The organism is Rhizobium sp. BK399 (genome assembly GCF_014194695.1).
Taxonomy (GTDB): Bacteria; Pseudomonadota; Alphaproteobacteria; order Rhizobiales; family Rhizobiaceae; genus Rhizobium.
The window spans coordinates 713,696-728,988 of the sequence record NZ_JACIAH010000001.1; the positions used below are offsets into that span (position 1 = coordinate 713,696).

Annotated in this window: 13 protein-coding genes; 3 read left to right on the plus strand and 10 right to left on the minus strand. The window is 61.8% G+C overall.

Annotation, left to right across the window (positions count from 1 at the left end; genetic code table 11):
• Positions 1 to 56: 56 nt before the first annotated feature.
• Positions 57 to 563: a DUF523 domain-containing protein gene (locus FHT97_RS03575; protein ID WP_183859971.1), complete on the plus strand. Its 507-nt coding sequence runs from the start codon at positions 57 to 59 to the stop codon at positions 561 to 563.
• A gap of 77 nt (positions 564 to 640) precedes the next feature.
• Here the strand turns inward: FHT97_RS03575 and FHT97_RS03580 are convergent, their stop codons facing one another.
• A complete protein-coding gene (locus FHT97_RS03580; RefSeq protein ID WP_183859973.1) occupies positions 641 to 2,458 on the minus strand; it encodes a methyl-accepting chemotaxis protein in 1,818 nt (605 codons plus the stop codon).
• A gap of 292 nt (positions 2,459 to 2,750) precedes the next feature.
• Between FHT97_RS03580 and FHT97_RS03585 the strand changes: the two genes are divergently transcribed.
• Positions 2,751 to 4,277, plus strand: a complete 1,527-nt coding sequence (locus FHT97_RS03585) for a winged helix-turn-helix domain-containing protein (RefSeq protein ID WP_183859975.1) — start codon at positions 2,751 to 2,753, stop codon at positions 4,275 to 4,277.
• A 435-nt stretch (positions 4,278 to 4,712) separates the two neighbouring features.
• On the opposite strand, the gene FHT97_RS03590 is transcribed toward FHT97_RS03585, so the two are convergent.
• The 8 genes from FHT97_RS03590 to FHT97_RS03625 all read right to left on the minus strand — a co-directional run bounded on the left by FHT97_RS03590 (position 4,713) and on the right by FHT97_RS03625 (position 13,009).
• Complete coding sequence (locus tag FHT97_RS03590; RefSeq protein WP_183859977.1) at positions 4,713 to 5,177, minus strand: plant virulence effector HPE1-like domain-containing protein; 465 nt, start codon at positions 5,175 to 5,177, stop codon at positions 4,713 to 4,715.
• A 103-nt stretch (positions 5,178 to 5,280) separates the two neighbouring features.
• Positions 5,281 to 6,552: a phosphoribosylamine--glycine ligase gene (purD, locus tag FHT97_RS03595; protein ID WP_183859979.1), complete on the minus strand. Its 1,272-nt coding sequence runs from the start codon at positions 6,550 to 6,552 to the stop codon at positions 5,281 to 5,283.
• A 124-nt stretch (positions 6,553 to 6,676) separates the two neighbouring features.
• The gene (locus FHT97_RS03600) at positions 6,677 to 8,617 is read right to left on the minus strand and encodes a DUF2207 domain-containing protein (protein WP_183860740.1); all 1,941 of its coding nucleotides are present in this window, start codon (positions 8,615 to 8,617) and stop codon (positions 6,677 to 6,679) included.
• A gap of 40 nt (positions 8,618 to 8,657) precedes the next feature.
• A complete protein-coding gene (gene aroA / locus FHT97_RS03605; RefSeq protein WP_183859981.1) occupies positions 8,658 to 9,917 on the minus strand; it encodes a 3-phosphoshikimate 1-carboxyvinyltransferase in 1,260 nt (419 codons plus the stop codon).
• Positions 9,918 to 10,009: 92 nt separating this feature from the next.
• Positions 10,010 to 10,561, minus strand: a complete 552-nt coding sequence (locus FHT97_RS03610; protein ID WP_114711716.1) for a LemA family protein — start codon at positions 10,559 to 10,561, stop codon at positions 10,010 to 10,012.
• 336 nt (positions 10,562 to 10,897) lie between these two features.
• Positions 10,898 to 11,857, minus strand: coding sequence for a glycine--tRNA ligase subunit alpha (locus FHT97_RS03615; RefSeq protein WP_183752351.1), 960 nt, complete (start codon positions 11,855 to 11,857; stop codon positions 10,898 to 10,900).
• 77 nt (positions 11,858 to 11,934) lie between these two features.
• The gene (locus FHT97_RS03620) at positions 11,935 to 12,129 is read right to left on the minus strand and encodes a hypothetical protein (protein ID WP_016552949.1); all 195 of its coding nucleotides are present in this window, start codon (positions 12,127 to 12,129) and stop codon (positions 11,935 to 11,937) included.
• Positions 12,130 to 12,148: 19 nt separating this feature from the next.
• On the minus strand, positions 12,149 to 13,009 hold the full coding sequence (locus FHT97_RS03625; protein ID WP_183752353.1) for a S49 family peptidase: 861 nt from the start codon (positions 13,007 to 13,009) through the stop codon (positions 12,149 to 12,151).
• Between the two features lie 168 nt (positions 13,010 to 13,177).
• On the opposite strand from FHT97_RS03625, the gene FHT97_RS03630 reads away from it, so the two are divergent.
• Entirely contained in the window at positions 13,178 to 14,518 is a 1,341-nt protein-coding gene (locus FHT97_RS03630) for an Nramp family divalent metal transporter (protein WP_183859983.1), read from the plus strand.
• Here the strand turns inward: FHT97_RS03630 and FHT97_RS03635 are convergent.
• Complete coding sequence (locus FHT97_RS03635; RefSeq protein WP_183860742.1) at positions 14,515 to 15,291, minus strand: methyltransferase; 777 nt, start codon at positions 15,289 to 15,291, stop codon at positions 14,515 to 14,517. The genes FHT97_RS03630 and FHT97_RS03635 overlap by 4 nt on opposite strands.
• Between the last annotated feature and the right edge of the window lie 2 nt (positions 15,292 to 15,293).

Below are 15,293 nucleotides of genomic sequence, written 5' to 3' on the forward strand. Positions count from 1 at the left end.
TCATCGCGCCAGATAGCGGGCTGGAACTATCACGTCCTTGGGGCTATGCCAAAGCCATGAACAAGATTCTCGTCAGCGCCTGCCTCATGGGACATGCCGTCCGCTATGACGGCCAGTCGAAGCCGCTCGCCCATCCGGCGATCGCGCGCTGGATCGAGGAAGGGCGGCTGGTGACCATCTGTCCCGAGATGTCCGCCGGAATGCCGGTGCCGCGTCCGCCGGCCGAAATCGAGGGCGGCGCCACCGGCGAGGATGTGCTTGATGGCACCGCCCGCGTCGTCGAGATCACCGGCGGCGACGTGACCGACGAGTTCAAGCAGGCAGCCGAAAATGCGCTTGACCTCGCCACCGAGGCCGGCTGCCGCTATGCGTTGCTGATCGATGGGAGCCCCTCATGCGGCTCGGGTTTTGTCTATGACGGCACGTTCTCCGGAAACAAGCACACGGGGAACGGCGTGACAGCGGCTTTTCTGAGGAGGGCCGGCATTGCCGTCTACTCCGACCGCGATATCGAGGCCCTGGTCACACGGCTCGATGCCGACGAGGCCAACAGCGCCACCTGAAACTACCTAGCGACCTCCATGTAAAAAACGGCCGCCGGATCGCTCCGACGGCCGTTCATTTGTATTGCTGCCTACGCTCAGGCGGCGCGGCGAACCTGCGTGCTGTAGTCTTGGCTGTTGCCGACGCGGAAACCGCGGATGAGGTTGAGAAGCTCGTCGGTGTCGGTTGCCAGCGACTCGGCCGACGCAGTGGTTTCCTCCGCCATTGCGGCGTTCTGCTGGGTCGCGGCGTCGAGCTGGTTCATCGACGAGGAGATAGAGCGCAGCGTCGTATCCTGCTCGGAGGCGCTGTGGGCGATCTTGGCAACGATCTCGTTGGCGGCCTTGATCTGGTCGGAGATGCGCTTGAGCGCCTCACCGGCTTCGCCGACCAGGCGAACGCCCTGATCGACCTGACCTGACGAGCGGGCGATCTGATCCTTGATCTCCTTGGCGGCGGCGGCCGAACGCTGCGCCAGTTCGCGGACTTCCTGAGCAACGACCGCGAAGCCCTTGCCGGATTCGCCAGCGCGGGCGGCTTCGACGCCGGCGTTCAGCGCCAGCAGGTTGGTCTGGAAGGCGATGTCGTCGATGACGCCGATAATCTTGCCGATCTCGGCCGACGACTTCTCGATACCGCTCATTGCTTCGATCGCTTCGGAGACAACCGCATCGCTGCGGCTCGCCTCGCCGCTGACGGCCTCGACGCGCTTGCTCGCTTCATGGGCGCCTTCGGCGGTCTGACGAACGGCAACGGTCAGCTCGTCGAGCGCTGCCGAGGTTTCCTCGAGGCTCGCGGCCTGACGCTCGGTGCGCTGCGACAGATCGTTGGAGGCGCGACGGATCTCTTCCTTGCTGACGGCGATGTCGCCGCCCTTGGCGCTGACCTTGGCCATCGCCGCTTCGAGGTGCGATAGCGCGTCGTTGAAGTTGTCGCGGAGGGCTGCGTACTTCTGACCGAGATCGGCGCAACGCACCGTGAGGTCGCCGCGTGCGATCTGCTCCAATGCCTGGCCGATGGTCGAGACGACGTGGTTCTGGGCGACCGTTTCCTCGCGCTGCAGGCGCTGACTGTTTTCGCGTTCGCCGTCGAGGGCCATCTGCTGGGCAGCCTCGCGCTCGGACATAGCGTGACGTTCCTTGACCTTCTGCTGCAGCGACTGCGTCGCCTTTGCCATCATGCCGACTTCGTTGTTCATGTCGGCATGCGGGATTGCAAGCGCGACGTTCTCGTCGGCAACCGCTTCCAGCGCCTGATGCACATCCTGCAGCGGCTTGGAGATGCCGCGGATGAAATAGAAGGCGGCAGCGATACCGGCGACCGCGATGATCGCGCAGGCAATGAGCGCCTTCCAGATCGCCTCATTGATCTGCGCCTGCAGGTCGTCGAGGTAGACGCCGCTGGACACGACCAGCTGCCAAGGCTCGAAGGCGGCCGAGTAGGAACCCTTCTCGAACAGCTTGTCGTCAGGCTGGCCGGGTTTGCTCCAGTAGTAGATGGTGCGACCGCCGCCGGCCCGACCCTTGGCGACCATGTCCTTGCTGAAATAAGTGCCGTTCTGGTCCACCTGCCCGCCCATGTTCTTGCCGATATTGTCCGGCTTCGGGTGGAAGCGTTGGACGACGTCGTAATCGTAGCCGAACAAGTAGCCAGCCGGTTCGAACTTGACCTTGGAGAGAACCTTGAATGCTTCGGCCTGCGCGGCCTCATGCGTCATCTCGCCTGACTTTTCACGCTGGTAGTAGGAGTCGAGAATGGAGATCCCGGACTGAACCTGCGCACGCAGAAGGTCGAAGCGGTCGTCGTAGATCGCCTGCGAGGTCGTTTTGATCTGGAAATAAGTGGCGATGGCGAAGGCTGCCATGAGCACGCCCACAAGGGCGAACAGTTGATGAGCAATCTTAAGCTTTTTCATGAATGTCTCGCGAAAACGGTGGGTTCGGCAATTCCGGATCGGTGAACTCCCGACCTCTGCGCTGACCCGCGCTTGGCGACGACAACATGCGTCTTCCGGCCTGGTCGTTAGAATTAGAGTGAAGGAATTAACAATTGCCAAGTGATGAACGCCTGCAGGATTATCAAATGTAATCAGTGCATTCTTGCAGTCCGCGGAGAGCTTGATTCATCCGTGCGCCCGAAAGTTGAAGTGCTTTCGCAAGGCTCGCCGCACGGTTTTCCGAGGCCGATGGTTGAGCTATATTTCTGACATGGCTGAGCCTTCGTATGCCTTCGGTGAATTCGTTCTCGATCCCGGCCGCGGCCTGCTGCGGAACGGGCGGGTGGTCCCGCTTGGCCAACGCGGCATTGCCCTTCTTGAAGCGTTACTTAAAGGCCGCGGCGGCGTTGTTTCCAAGGATGCGTTGATGGAGCGCGTCTGGCCCGGAATTGCCGTCGAGGAGAGCAACCTGACCGTCCAGGTCGCCGCGCTGCGCAAGGCGCTTGGGCCGGCGCCCGATGGGCAGGAATGGATCGCGACGGTGCCGCGCACCGGCTACCGCTTCATGCCGACAACCGTGGAGGCGAAAGCGGCTGCGACCCAGGAGCTGCGGCCGGCACTCGCAGTCCTGCCCTTCAGCAATCTCAGTGGCGATCCGAGGCAGGATTATTTTGCCGACGGGATCGTCGACGAAATCATAGCGGCCTTGAGCCGGTTCCGAAGCTTTGCCGTGATCGCCCGGGACTGTTCCTTTGCCTATAGGGGAATGGATGTGCGAAAGATTGCCGCCGAACTCGGCGTCCGCTACGTGCTTGAAGGGAGCATCCGCCAGTCGAGCAATCGGCTCCGTATCGTGGCAGAACTCGTCGAAGGTCAAGGCAGAACACATATGTGGGCGCAGACCTTCGATGGCACCCTGGACGAGATATTCGATTTTCAGGATCGCATCACCGAACGCGTCGCGACGCTGATCGAACCGCTGATACAGACAGCCGAGATCGAGCGATCACGGCGCGAGCGGCCGGGAAGCGTCGCCACCTACGACATCTACCTGCAGGCACTGGCGAAGATCTCGACGGAAATTGAAAGCGACAACGCGGCCGCCTATGCCCTTCTCATGCAGGGGCTCGCGGTCGAGCCGGACAACGCGCAGCTGCTTTCCCATGCTGCATGGGCACTCGAGCATCGCTACACGATGGGCTGGCCGGCGCTCACCGACGACGATGTGCGTGCATGTGCCGCGCTGGCCCGGAAGGCGCTGGAGCATGGCGCGGGTGACGCCATGGTCATGGCCCATTGCGGCGTCGCCTTGATGCAGACGGTGAAGGACTATGATTGGGGGCTCGCGGTTTTGCAGGCGGCCGCCGAATCCAATCCCAACAATCCGATGGCGGTTGTCAGGGCGGGCGTCGGGCATCTTCATTGCGGCGACATCAGCGATGCGCTCAGCCACTTCCACAGGGCCAATCGGCTAACGCCCGGCGATCGGGGCGCACATTTCTCGCTTTGCGGTATCGCGCATGCCTATGTCGTCCTTGGAGAGTACGATCAGGCCGTCGCGTGGGCGTCGAGGGCGCTTGCCAGCAATCCGAATTTCGAAGCTACTTTATGGGTCCTCATTGCTGCGAGCGCGCATCTCGGGCGCATGGAGGAAGCCCATCGTCATCTTGCAGCGTTGAGACGACTGACGCCCGACATCACGATCGAGCGCATCCGCGCCGGCCAGGCCAGCAAATATCCGGATCGCATCGCCGGCGTCCTCGACGGGTTGCGATTGGCGGGCGTTTCGGAGCGATAGATTCGGATTGTTTCGGAACTTTTCCGCGTGCGGTTCAGGACCGGAACACCGCAACCAGCAGAGACTGCTTCCACTGCAAAACCGCAAGTGGGAGACGGCAATGATTACGACACTGACCATCCTTTCCCTCGATCAGGGACGCATTTATTCCCCTCAGCCGGAACCCAGTGCCGACTTGGCCCCTGACGAAAGCGAAGCAGGAGTGGCGGCCGTCAGGCACGGTACCAAACAGCATCTGCGCTGGTTGAATGCTTCGACCGGATGGCAGGCACTTACACGTCTGCTTGTCCCGACCTTCGGAAGCACCCCCGTTCGGCAAGGCGCACTAGAAACGAAAAATGCGCCCCTGCTTCTCTCAGGGACGCATTTTATCCACCGCGGGGGTGGACCCCGGTCGACCGAAACCTTGGTCAGGCTGGGGCAGGGAACTGGAAATCAGGGCCGAAGCTCGAACTTAGAAACGTCGAGCGGCGTCATTTGTTCCTTCGGCGCAGCTCCCAGGCCCGCCGCGATCGGCTTGACGTCGCCACCGATAACCGCCGCCGTCGTCGAGGCACGGTCAATGTTGTCGGCCGGCTGCTTGGCGGCTGTCATGGACTCGGTTGGGGCCTTGGTTACGAAAACGACCGGCGAGCCACCCATCCAGCCTTCGGTGCGATAAAGCTTCTTCTGGCCATCGACATCGCGAATTTCCGAGGATTGCAGCGAGCCGGGCGCGAGCGTCGGGACCGTGTAGTCCTTCTTGCGTTCGACGGTTTCAAGCGGTGGGCAGGTTTGGCAGCTTTCCTGGCTGATGCTCCCGCCATCGGTATGCGCGTCCTTGCCGACCACCTCGATCGAGGAGGCACAGGCAGAACCTGCCGCAAACACAGCTATCGCACCCAAGAGAACCTGACGCATGGAACACTCCGTCTCACGTTGAGAGGAGATTAGCGCGGCTTTGTTTCCATCCCGTCAGGGGAAAGGGTAAAAATTTAGAGAACTGACCCGATTTCGGGTTTGCTCACGCCTTTTCGCGTTCGATCGCGCGCCAGCCGATGTCACGGCGGCAGAAACCGTTGTCCCAATCGACCTTGTCGAGCAGCGTGTAGGCACGAACCTGCGCCTCGCCAACGGTCTTGCCTGTCGCGGTAACGTTCAGGACACGGCCGCCGGTTGCGACCAGTGCTCCATCCTTCAGGGCTGTGCCGGCGTGAAACACCTTGGCGCCCTCGCCTGCTTCCGGGATATGGCGGATGGAGGTGTTTTTGTCGTAGGGGCCCGGATAGCCCTTCGATGCCATGACGACCGTGAGGGCCGGATCATCCGTCCATTCGGCGGACACCTGATCGAGCGTGCCGGTGGCGGTAGCATGGAGGAGCGGTAGAAGATCGCTCTTCAGGCGCATCATCAGCACCTGGCACTCGGGATCGCCAAAGCGGACATTGTATTCGATAAGCTCGGGGCCCTTGGCTGTTATCATCAGGCCGGCGAAGAAGACGCCGGAAAAGGGATAGCCGCTCTCGGCCATGCCGCGCATGGTCGGCTCGATGATTTCCTTCATCGTGCGCTCGACCATCTCTGATGTCATCACAGGCGCAGGGGAGTAGGCGCCCATGCCGCCCGTGTTCGGGCCGGTGTCGCCCTCGCCCACCCGCTTGTGATCCTGGGCCGTTGCGAGCGGCAGGACATGCTTGCCGTCGCAGAGGCAGAAGAAGCTCGCCTCCTCGCCGTCGAGATAGGCTTCGATGACAACCTCGGCACCAGCCGCACCGAAGGCACCCTCGAAGCAGTCGTCGACGGCGGCGAGCGCCTCATCGACGGTCATGGCGACGGTCACGCCCTTTCCGGCAGCAAGACCATCGGCCTTGACGACGATCGGGGCGCCCTGCTCACGGATATAGGCCTTGGCCTTCGGAGCGTTGTTGAAGCGCTGGTAGGCGCCGGTCGGAATGTCGTAGCGGGCGCAGATATCCTTGGTGAAGCCCTTCGAGCCCTCGAGCTGGGCCGCCGCCGCCGACGGGCCGAAGACGGCGTAGCCTTCGGCGCGCAGCTTGTCGGCAATGCCGGCGACGAGCGGCGCTTCCGGGCCGACGACGACGAAGTCGATCGCCTTGTCCTTGCAGAAGGCGATGACGGCATCATGGTCGTCGACATTTAGGGCAATCAGGGTCGCATGCTCGGCGATGCCGGGATTGCCGGGCGCGGCGTAGAATTCCGTCATGAGAGGCGATTGCGCCAGCTTCCAGGCCAATGCGTGTTCGCGTCCGCCCGATCCGATCAACAGAACCTTCATGCCCGTCCCTTTCACGTTTCCGTCTGGCGGTTAAGGGGAGAGCGCCGAAAGGTCAAGCGAGAATGCTTGCCCGGGTCAAGCAGGAATGCTTACCGCTGGGCAAGCCGGATTGCTTCGCGGGGTCCTACCAGCCGCCACCGCCGCCACCGCCACCGCCGCCACCAGAGAAGCCGCCCGAGGAACCGCCACCGGAAAAGCCGGAGGATGAACTGGACGGCGGCGCCGGAATGGTGGACGCGATGGTTGAGGCCATCGACGAGGAGAAGCCGCCGATACGATCGGAAAAGTTGCCGCTGCCGAAATTGCCGGAATACCACGATGGGGCGTAAGCGGCCGCGGCGCCTGCCGCTGCTGCGGCAAGCCATGTCTCGAAGGCGCGCGACCAGGGCTTTTCAACGCCGAGCGCCACGGCATAGGGCAGCAGTTTCTCGAAATGCTGAGGCGACATCTGAGGCGCGCCCGCCATGTTCATGCGGTCCTTCTCGGCCAGCGTCATGTACTGGCGCAGACCGTCGATGCCGTCCATCAGCTTGGCACCGAGCGGGGTCGGCGCTCCCATGATGAAGACGTAGAGCAGGTTCAGGAGAATGATGCCGCCGATGGCAAAGAGCATCGGCGTTTCGTGGAGTTCGACCAGCGAGGAGAACAGCGCCAGTGCCAGTGACGACACGATGCTGAAGCCGATGAAGACGGCAAAGGCGATCGCGATCACGGACATGATCTTGGCGCCAAGCGATCTGCCCGGACGGAGTGACTTGGCGAAACCGGCAACGAAAACCGAGAGGAAGACGACAACGACGATCGGAATGATCATCAAGGCGATGGTATCGGGCTCCAGCGTTCCGAAGACGAAAAGGGCCACCAGTGACGCGGCGCTGAGCGCGATGCCGCCCGTCGTGTAGCCGGTATTCGCGTTGTAGTACTTGCCGCGGTGCTCGCGCTCGATGGCGGCGCGGAAGCTGTCGCCCACCGATTTCACCTTCGTTCCGTTAGCCTCGTCGATCGCCAGCGAGCCCTTGGTTCCCACTGCGTTGAGCAGGCTGGCTTCTCCGGCTTCCAGCCTTTCTTTGCCAACCGGCTTGTCGGTGCGACGAATGATGATCGAATTCTTGAGGTCGTCCAGCACGACATAGCCGCGCACCGCCAGATTGAGGGCAGTGGCCGACAGCGCCGTCCAGCCCTGGCCGGAGAAGCCACGATTGTCGATATAGTTCACCAGTGCCGGCGATATGCCGTCGGGCGGATCCCAGCGCGGCACCAGCACGCCGCGCGCCGGGTCACGGCCGACCTTCAGCCAGGAGCGCGTGTAGTAGAGGAAGACAAGAATGAGCCCGCCGAATCCGAGGAAGTAGTCGCGGTTGTCGCTCAGCCACCAGCGACGTTCATCGTCGGCACTCGGCGGATTGATCGAGCCCTTCGGCATCTTGACGGCGATCGTCAGTCCTTCCCCGGCATTGAGCGGCTGGGTCGTCGAAAACAGCAGTCGCGCCCCGCCGCCGGACACCTTCGCGTTCCTGTCGGTCGCGCCTTGGGGCCCTGTGAAGAAAGCCGTGTCGGTCGCATTGACACCGCCAGGCAGATTTACCGCGGCCGTCGCCGTCAGGATTGGGAAGATCCAGCCGTTGCCGGTGACATTCCAATAGAGTTCATCATGATCGTCGAAGTAGCGGATCTGGCGGTTGGTGCGGTAGGTGAAGACGTAGTCGTGGCGGCCGTAGCTCACGGTGACGTCTTCCGAGCCGGCATAGATGCGGATACCGCCGCTGATGGACTCGGTATGCCATGGCTCGTCGCGGCCATCGCGCTTCACCGATATGACGTCGAAATCGACGCGGCGGAGACGGCCTTCCGCATCCTGATAGGTCAACGGAAAATCGCGGAAGATACCGCGCCGGATACGATTGCCTTCGGCATTGACGGAGATCGTCTCCGTCACCGTCATCGCACCGCTCTTCTCAAGCGCGATGTCAGAGGTGAAGGCGTCGATCACCTCCGCAGCGATGGCGCCACGCCCCGCAAGCATCAGAAACAGAACGAAGCAAAGGCCGGAAAGCCGTCGGATCATCATACCCCTCGCCTGCGGCGCGCGGCCGCTTCAGATAATCTCAGCCCTCGTCGGTATAGGTCACGCCAAGCCCTGCGAGCATGCGCCAATAGGCCGGGAAGGTTTTGCCGACGCAGTCCGGATCGAGGATCGTGATGCCCGCGATCTTCAGGCCGGCGAGCGCAAAGCTCATGGCAATGCGATGGTCGGCGAAGGTGTCGATGTTGGCAGGCAGGCGTTGTCCAACCAGCGATGGATCGGACTGGACAACCAGATCGTCGCCTTCCTCGGCCGCGAGCCCCTGGCGGATGTTGTTGAGCCCGGTCGAGACGGCGCGGATACGATCGCATTCCTTGACGCGCAGATTGGCGATGCCGACGAAGCGGACCGGCGTCTCGTTGAAAGCCGCAAGAACGGCCAAGGTCGGAACAGCATCCTGCATCTGCGAACCGTCGATAACGGCTGGAAGATGCGGGAATTGGGCGATCAGATCATAGGCCTTCGCGTCCGGCTGCGTGAACGCGCCATTCGCGACACCGAGGTCGATCTTGCCCGATGTCAGCACTTCGGCCGCCCAGAGATAGGTCGCGGCAGAGGCGTCGGGCTCGATCACGAAATCTGCTGCCGTGTAGCCGGTCGGCTCGACGCGCCAGGTCACCGCGCTCGTCTTCTCGACCTTGGCGCCGAAGGCGCGCATCGCCGCTGTGGTCAGATCGATGTAGCCGAGCGCGCCGATGTCCTCGCCTAGCAGTTCGATCGTCACCGCCTTGTCGCCGCCAGCAGCCATCATCAGCAGCGCCGAGACATATTGGCTCGACAGGCCGCCATCGATCTGGATGCGGCTCGCCTCAAAACGGCCAGTGCCCTTGACGGTGACCGGCGGGCAGCCGGTTTCGGTCGACGCGTCGATGCCGAGCGAACGCAGTGCATCGACCAGCGGACCGATCGGGCGCTTGCGCATGTGCTGGTCGCCGTCGACGACGACGGTGCCATCCACCAGGGCGGCAGCGGCCGTGAGGAAGCGCGTCGCCGTTCCGGCGTTGCCGAGGAAAAGCGGCACCTGCGGCGGCAGCAGCTTGCCGCTGCCCGTGACGACAAAGCTCGTGTCATCCGGCTCTTCGATGATGACACCCATGGCGCGGAGAGCGTCGGCCATATAGCGCGTGTCGTCGCTCTTCAAAGCGCCGGTCAGGCGGCTCCTGCCCTTGGCGAGACCTGCCAGGAGCAGCGCGCGGTTGGTGATCGATTTCGAGCCGGGCGGGACGGCGCGACCTGTCAGCGGCTTGTCCGGCGGGATGATGGTGAGCTTGTCTTTACTCATTGCCTGTCTTTTCCGTCTTTGCGCGAGGGCCATATCAGGCCACGATCATGCCCTGCTCATAGCAGTTTTTACGCAAAGGCAAATGGCGGATATCAGAACTTTACCGTCGGAACGGCGCGATCCGCTTCGTTGGTGATCTCGAAATAGTCCCGCTTCTGGAAGCCGAACTGGCCAGCGACAAGGTTGGAGGGGAAGCTTTCGACCTTGACGTTCAGATCACGGGCGGCGCCATTGTAGTAACGGCGGGCCATCTGGATTTCGCTTTCCATCGTCTCCAGCGAGGTCTGCAACTCGCGGAAATTTTCGTTCGCCTTCAGGTCGGGATAGGCTTCGGCCAGGGCCAGCACACGGCCGAGCGCCTGGCCGAGTAGACCTTCCGCCTGGGCGCGGCCGGCGACGTCGCCCGTCGGAACCGATTGCGCCTTATTGCGCAGGGCAACGACCTCTTCGAGTGTCGTCTTCTCGTGGGCGGCATAGCCCTTGACCGTCTCGATCAGGTTCGGGATCAGGTCGGCGCGGCGCTTCAGCTGCACATCGATGCCGGACCAGGCTTCCTCGGCCATCTGCCGCGCGCGAACAAGGCCGTTGTAGACAAAGACGGCATAGAGCGCGACCAGAACAATAAGGCCAAGAATTACATACATTCGCGAATCCCCCGCAACGACCGAAAGTATGCCCGGAGACTATGCGGGTTACCGCAGATTGTCATCCCGCATTCCGGCCCTCTTTCGGGGCAATCACCGGACGGGGGTAGTGAAAAATCACGATACCGTCGCACCGGCCGAAGCCCTATTTTCACTCTGCACGTTGAACTGGCGTGCATACGCAAACTGCGACAAGGATCATTCAGACCATGAGCGCGTTTATTTTCCTGCTCAACATACTGGCCATCGCAACGTACTTTTTCGTCCAGAGCAAGGCTCGTCCGGTGGAACGCCGCGTCGAGATCAGAAGCGACGAGCGCCGCTGACTGCCGCTCTTCAAGCGGCGGTTTTCGCCAAGTTCACCCCACCCGCATCCGTCTGCAGGAAGGCCTCACCGCAGGCCTTCGCCAGCGTCCGCACACGCAGGATATAGCTCTGACGTTCGGTAACCGAGATGACGCCGCGCGCATCCAGCAGATTGAAAACGTGTGACGCCTTGATGCACTGATCGTAAGCCGGGAAGACGCACTTGTGCAGCTTCTGATTATCGCTGTCGCCAGGAGCGCCGGCGGCGAGAAGCGCCTGGCATTCCTTTTCGGCATCGATGAAGTGGCGATGCAGCATTTCCGTATTGGCGTATTCGAAATTGTGCCGTGAATATTCCTGTTCGGCCTGTAGGAAGACATCGCCGTAGCTGATCTTCTCGTCGCCTTCGCGGCCGTTGAAGTTCAGGTCGTAGACGTTGTCGACGCCCTGCACATACATCGCCAGACGCTCGAGACCATAGGTCAACTCGCCCGCGACGGGCGAGCATTCGATACCGCAGACCTGCTGGAAATAAGTAAACTGCGACACTTCCATGCCGTCGCACCAGCACTCCCAGCCAAGACCCCAGGCGCCGAGCGTCGGGCTTTCCCAGTCGTCTTCGACGAAACGGATGTCATGCAGCAGCGGATCGAGGCCGATGGCGGCGAGCGAGCCGAGATAGAGTTCCTGCAGGTTCGGCGGGTTTGGCTTCAGCAGGACCTGATACTGGTAATAGTGCTGCAGGCGGTTCGGGTTCTCGCCATAACGGCCGTCCGAGGGACGGCGCGACGGCTGCACATAAGCAGCCTTCCATGGCTTCGGGCCGAGCGCACGAAGCGTCGTTGCCGGATGGAACGTGCCGGCGCCAACCTCCATGTCGTAAGGCTGCAGCACCGCACAACCCTTGTCCGCCCAATAGTTATGGAGCGTAAGGATCAGCGCCTGGAACGAGCGCTTCGGGTTCATATGGTCGGGGATTGCTGCAGACATGGAACGGCTTCCGAATTCGTACAAAAGTGCGCGGACAGGTGCCACGCCCGGCCAGACGGGTCAAGGCTTTTACGGCCCTACTCGTCCTCGTCCTTTTTCAGGTGGTATTCGCCGGTAACCGGATCCTTGACCAGCGTGCCGATGGCGCCGGTCTGGCGCTCCTTCTCTTCCCGACGGGATCGTGCGGCCAGTCGTTGCGCGTCGGCGACGAAGCGGCGATAGAGAAGCCAGGCGCCGACCAGCAGAACGACGATGATTATCAGTTGCGGCATGATGCCAGCCTTTAATCCCTCAGAGCCCGTAGCGGCTCCACAATGCTTTCTCCTCGGCGGCGTCGACGAGCCCGGTTGCGAGACCGGCGCCTGCGCCTTCCAGGTTGGCTGACGATATACCCGGAATGCGCCTTCCGAAAAGACCGCGCGCTGGCATCACCAGTTCGAGCTTGGTTTTCGCCCCATAGCGACGCTTCAATTCCTGACGCATGTCGCCCAGTCCGTCGATAAGGCCGAGTTCGAGGCCGCGAGTGCCGGTCCAGAAAAGGCCAGAAAAGACCACATCGTCGTTCTTCAACTTACCAGCGCGCCGTTCGCGAACCATGGAGATGAAGACCTGATGAATCTCCAGCTGAAGGGTCTTCAGGTATTCAATGTCCTTTTCCTTCTCCGGTTGGAACGGATCGAGGATCACCTTGTTCTCACCCGCCGTATAGACGCGGCGCTCTACTCCGATCTTCTTTAGCAGCTCCGGAAAGCCGAAGCCGCCGGAGACGACGCCGATCGAGCCGACGATGGAGGTGGGGTCCGCAATGATCTCGTCGCCGGCAAGAGCGATCATGTAGCCGCCGGATGCGGCAACATCCTCGACGAAGACAAGAACCTTCTTCTGCTTTTCACGCGCAAGGTCGCGGATGCGGCTGAAGACGAGGCGCGACTGAACCGGAGAGCCGCCTGGAGAATTGAGCGAGATGGCAACCGCCGGCGCATCCTTGAAGCTGAAGGCCTTTTCGAGGACCTGCGCGGCGGAGGCCAGATTGAGCGTCGGCCGGAATTGGCTTCCACCGCTCATGATCGGGCCGTGAAGCCGGACGACGGGGATTACCACGCCGTCCCTACGGAAACGCTTCGGCAGCAACCTCTTCAAAAATCCGGCCATTTTCCATCCTTTGCGACAAGATCAGCGAACGTCTTCCATGTATGCAACGGAGCGACAAACGCAATGGCTGCCGCAGAAAACATCTGCGAACCACAATTCTTGTTGCGAATGACTTGCATTATCATTCCAATCAGACATACTGGTTGCATCGAAAATAGGCGGACACTCATGGACATCGTAAATCCGAACGCGAAGACCGGCTGGCGACACGAGCGCGAAGAGGCATCGCTTTCCGATGTTTACCGTTCGGTCCAGACGCACAAACAGGGCTCGCGCTGGCGCCGCGTCGCTGCGTTCCTCGGTCCCGGCTACATGGTCGCCGTCGGCTATATGGATCCCGGCAACTGGGCGACTTCGCTCGCCGGTGGTTCGAAGTTCGGCTATGCGCTGTTGACCGTCGCGTTGCTGTCCAACCTGATGGCGATCGTTCTGCAATCGCTCTGTGCTCGGCTTGCTATCGCCTCCGGCCGGGACCTTGCCCAGGCCTGCCGTGACGCCTATCCGAAATACGTCTCGGTGCCACTGTGGGCTTTTGCGGAAATCGCCATTATCGCAACCGATATTGCCGAAGTGATCGGCACAGCCATCGGCCTCAACCTGCTCTTCGGCATCCCACTAGAACTCGGCGTGCTTATCACCTCGCTCGACGTCTTCCTTATTCTCTATCTGCAGAAGATCGGCTTCCGCTGGGTGGAAGCCTTCGTGATTGCCCTGCTCGGCATCATCGCTGTATGCTTCGGCGTGCAGATCTTCCTGGCGGATCCGGAATGGGGCGCTGTAATCCGGGGCTTCTTCCCAACGACCGAGATCGTTTCCAATCCCGAGATGCTTTATCTCGCGCTCGGCATTCTCGGCGCCACCGTGATGCCGCACAATCTTTATCTGCATTCCGGTATCGTCCAGACGCGCGCATACGGCCATACGATACCGGAGAAGCGCGAGGCGCTGACCTATGCGACGATCGACTCGACCATCGCGTTGTGCTTTGCGCTGCTGATCAACGCTTCGATCCTGATCCTCGCGGCGGCTGCCTTCCATACCAATGGCAAGACGGATGTCGTGGAATTGGGCGAAGCCTCGTCGCTGCTTGCGCCGTTGCTCGGCCTTGCAATCGCGCCGACACTGTTCGGCATCGCGCTGCTCTGCTGCGGCCTGAATTCGACCGTAACCGCAACGCTTGCGGGCCAGATCGTCATGGAAGGCTTCCTGAAGATCAGACTCCAGCCATGGGTCCGCCGCCTGATCACGCGTGCGATCGCCATCATTCCGGCCGCCTTCGTCACCATTTGGTACGGAGACAAGGGCACGGCGGAACTGCTGATCCTGACACAGGTGGTGCTCAGCCTGCAGCTTTCCTTCGCTGTCTTCCCGCTGGTAATGTTTACGGCCAGCAAGGCGAAGATGGGCGCGCTGGTCGCTCCACGCTGGCTGAGCGGAATCGCTTATGTGATTGCGGTCCTGATTGCCGGCCTGAACGTCAAGCTGCTATTCGACTTCGTCGTCGGTTAGCGCCTGGCATAGGCCGCCCGGCCATTGTTGAGATCGTCGACGAAGGGGGAGAATTTATGCGTCCCCTCCTCGTGCATGATGAGTGGCGCGCGCAGCGAAAGCCGCGCGCGCGACCCTTTTATCGCCGTGACCAGGATGCGCACGGCGTTCTCGCCCTCGCGCGGATGGATCGCGGTGACTTCGATGCCGCCGAAGCGGCGCCCGCAGGCGTCAATGATCTCGGCAATCGATTCCGGTCGCGCGATGAGTGATAGCTGCCCGCCGGGGATCATGATCGCCCCGGCCGTCCGCACCCAGCTTTCGAACAGTCCGTCCGTCATCGCGTGTGCCTCCGCCTTCAAGGCATCGGGGGTGCGGCGATCACCTGCATCGTTGAACGGCGGGTTCATGATGACGTGATGGAAGCTCTCGTCGACAAGGCCGGCCTCATTGCGCGCCTTCGCCTTCAGGGTCACATCCGCTTCAACTACGGCGACACGGTCCGCGACATGTGCATTTTCCGGCAGCAGGATGCTGCGGCGCGCATAGTCAGCCATCTCGCCGGAGCGTTCGAAAAGCACGACTTCGGCCCTCGGCAGACGCGACGCCACGGCCAAGCCGGCAGCACCGGCGCCGGCGCCAAGATCGGCAACCTTGACCGGACGGTCATCGGCGACGAGCGCAGCAAGCAACATCGCGTCCATGCCGGAACGGTGCCCCCTGCCCTTCGGCTGCAGCACATGGAAGAGCCCCCGATGGAAGGCGTCTATGGTTTCGGCAATATTCCCCGTCATCA

Coding starts and splice junctions, on each gene's coding strand:
- FHT97_RS03585 (WP_183859975.1), top strand. CDS start 2,751: ATGGCTGAGCCTTCGTATGCCTTCGGTGAATTCGTTCTCGATCCCGGC.
- FHT97_RS03580 (WP_183859973.1), bottom strand. CDS start 2,458: ATGAAAAAGCTTAAGATTGCTCATCAACTGTTCGCCCTTGTGGGCGTG.
- purD (WP_183859979.1), bottom strand. CDS start 6,552: ATGAAGGTTCTGTTGATCGGATCGGGCGGACGCGAACACGCATTGGCC.
- FHT97_RS03630 (WP_183859983.1), top strand. CDS start 13,178: ATGGACATCGTAAATCCGAACGCGAAGACCGGCTGGCGACACGAGCGC.
- FHT97_RS03625 (WP_183752353.1), bottom strand. CDS start 13,009: ATGGCCGGATTTTTGAAGAGGTTGCTGCCGAAGCGTTTCCGTAGGGAC.
- FHT97_RS03635 (WP_183860742.1), bottom strand. CDS start 15,291: ATGACGGGGAATATTGCCGAAACCATAGACGCCTTCCATCGGGGGCTC.
- FHT97_RS03600 (WP_183860740.1), bottom strand. CDS start 8,617: ATGATCCGACGGCTTTCCGGCCTTTGCTTCGTTCTGTTTCTGATGCTT.
- aroA (WP_183859981.1), bottom strand. CDS start 9,917: ATGAGTAAAGACAAGCTCACCATCATCCCGCCGGACAAGCCGCTGACA.
- FHT97_RS03620 (WP_016552949.1), bottom strand. CDS start 12,129: ATGCCGCAACTGATAATCATCGTCGTTCTGCTGGTCGGCGCCTGGCTT.
- FHT97_RS03615 (WP_183752351.1), bottom strand. CDS start 11,857: ATGTCTGCAGCAATCCCCGACCATATGAACCCGAAGCGCTCGTTCCAG.
- FHT97_RS03590 (WP_183859977.1), bottom strand. CDS start 5,177: ATGCGTCAGGTTCTCTTGGGTGCGATAGCTGTGTTTGCGGCAGGTTCT.
- FHT97_RS03610 (WP_114711716.1), bottom strand. CDS start 10,561: ATGTATGTAATTCTTGGCCTTATTGTTCTGGTCGCGCTCTATGCCGTC.
- FHT97_RS03575 (WP_183859971.1), top strand. CDS start 57: ATGAACAAGATTCTCGTCAGCGCCTGCCTCATGGGACATGCCGTCCGC.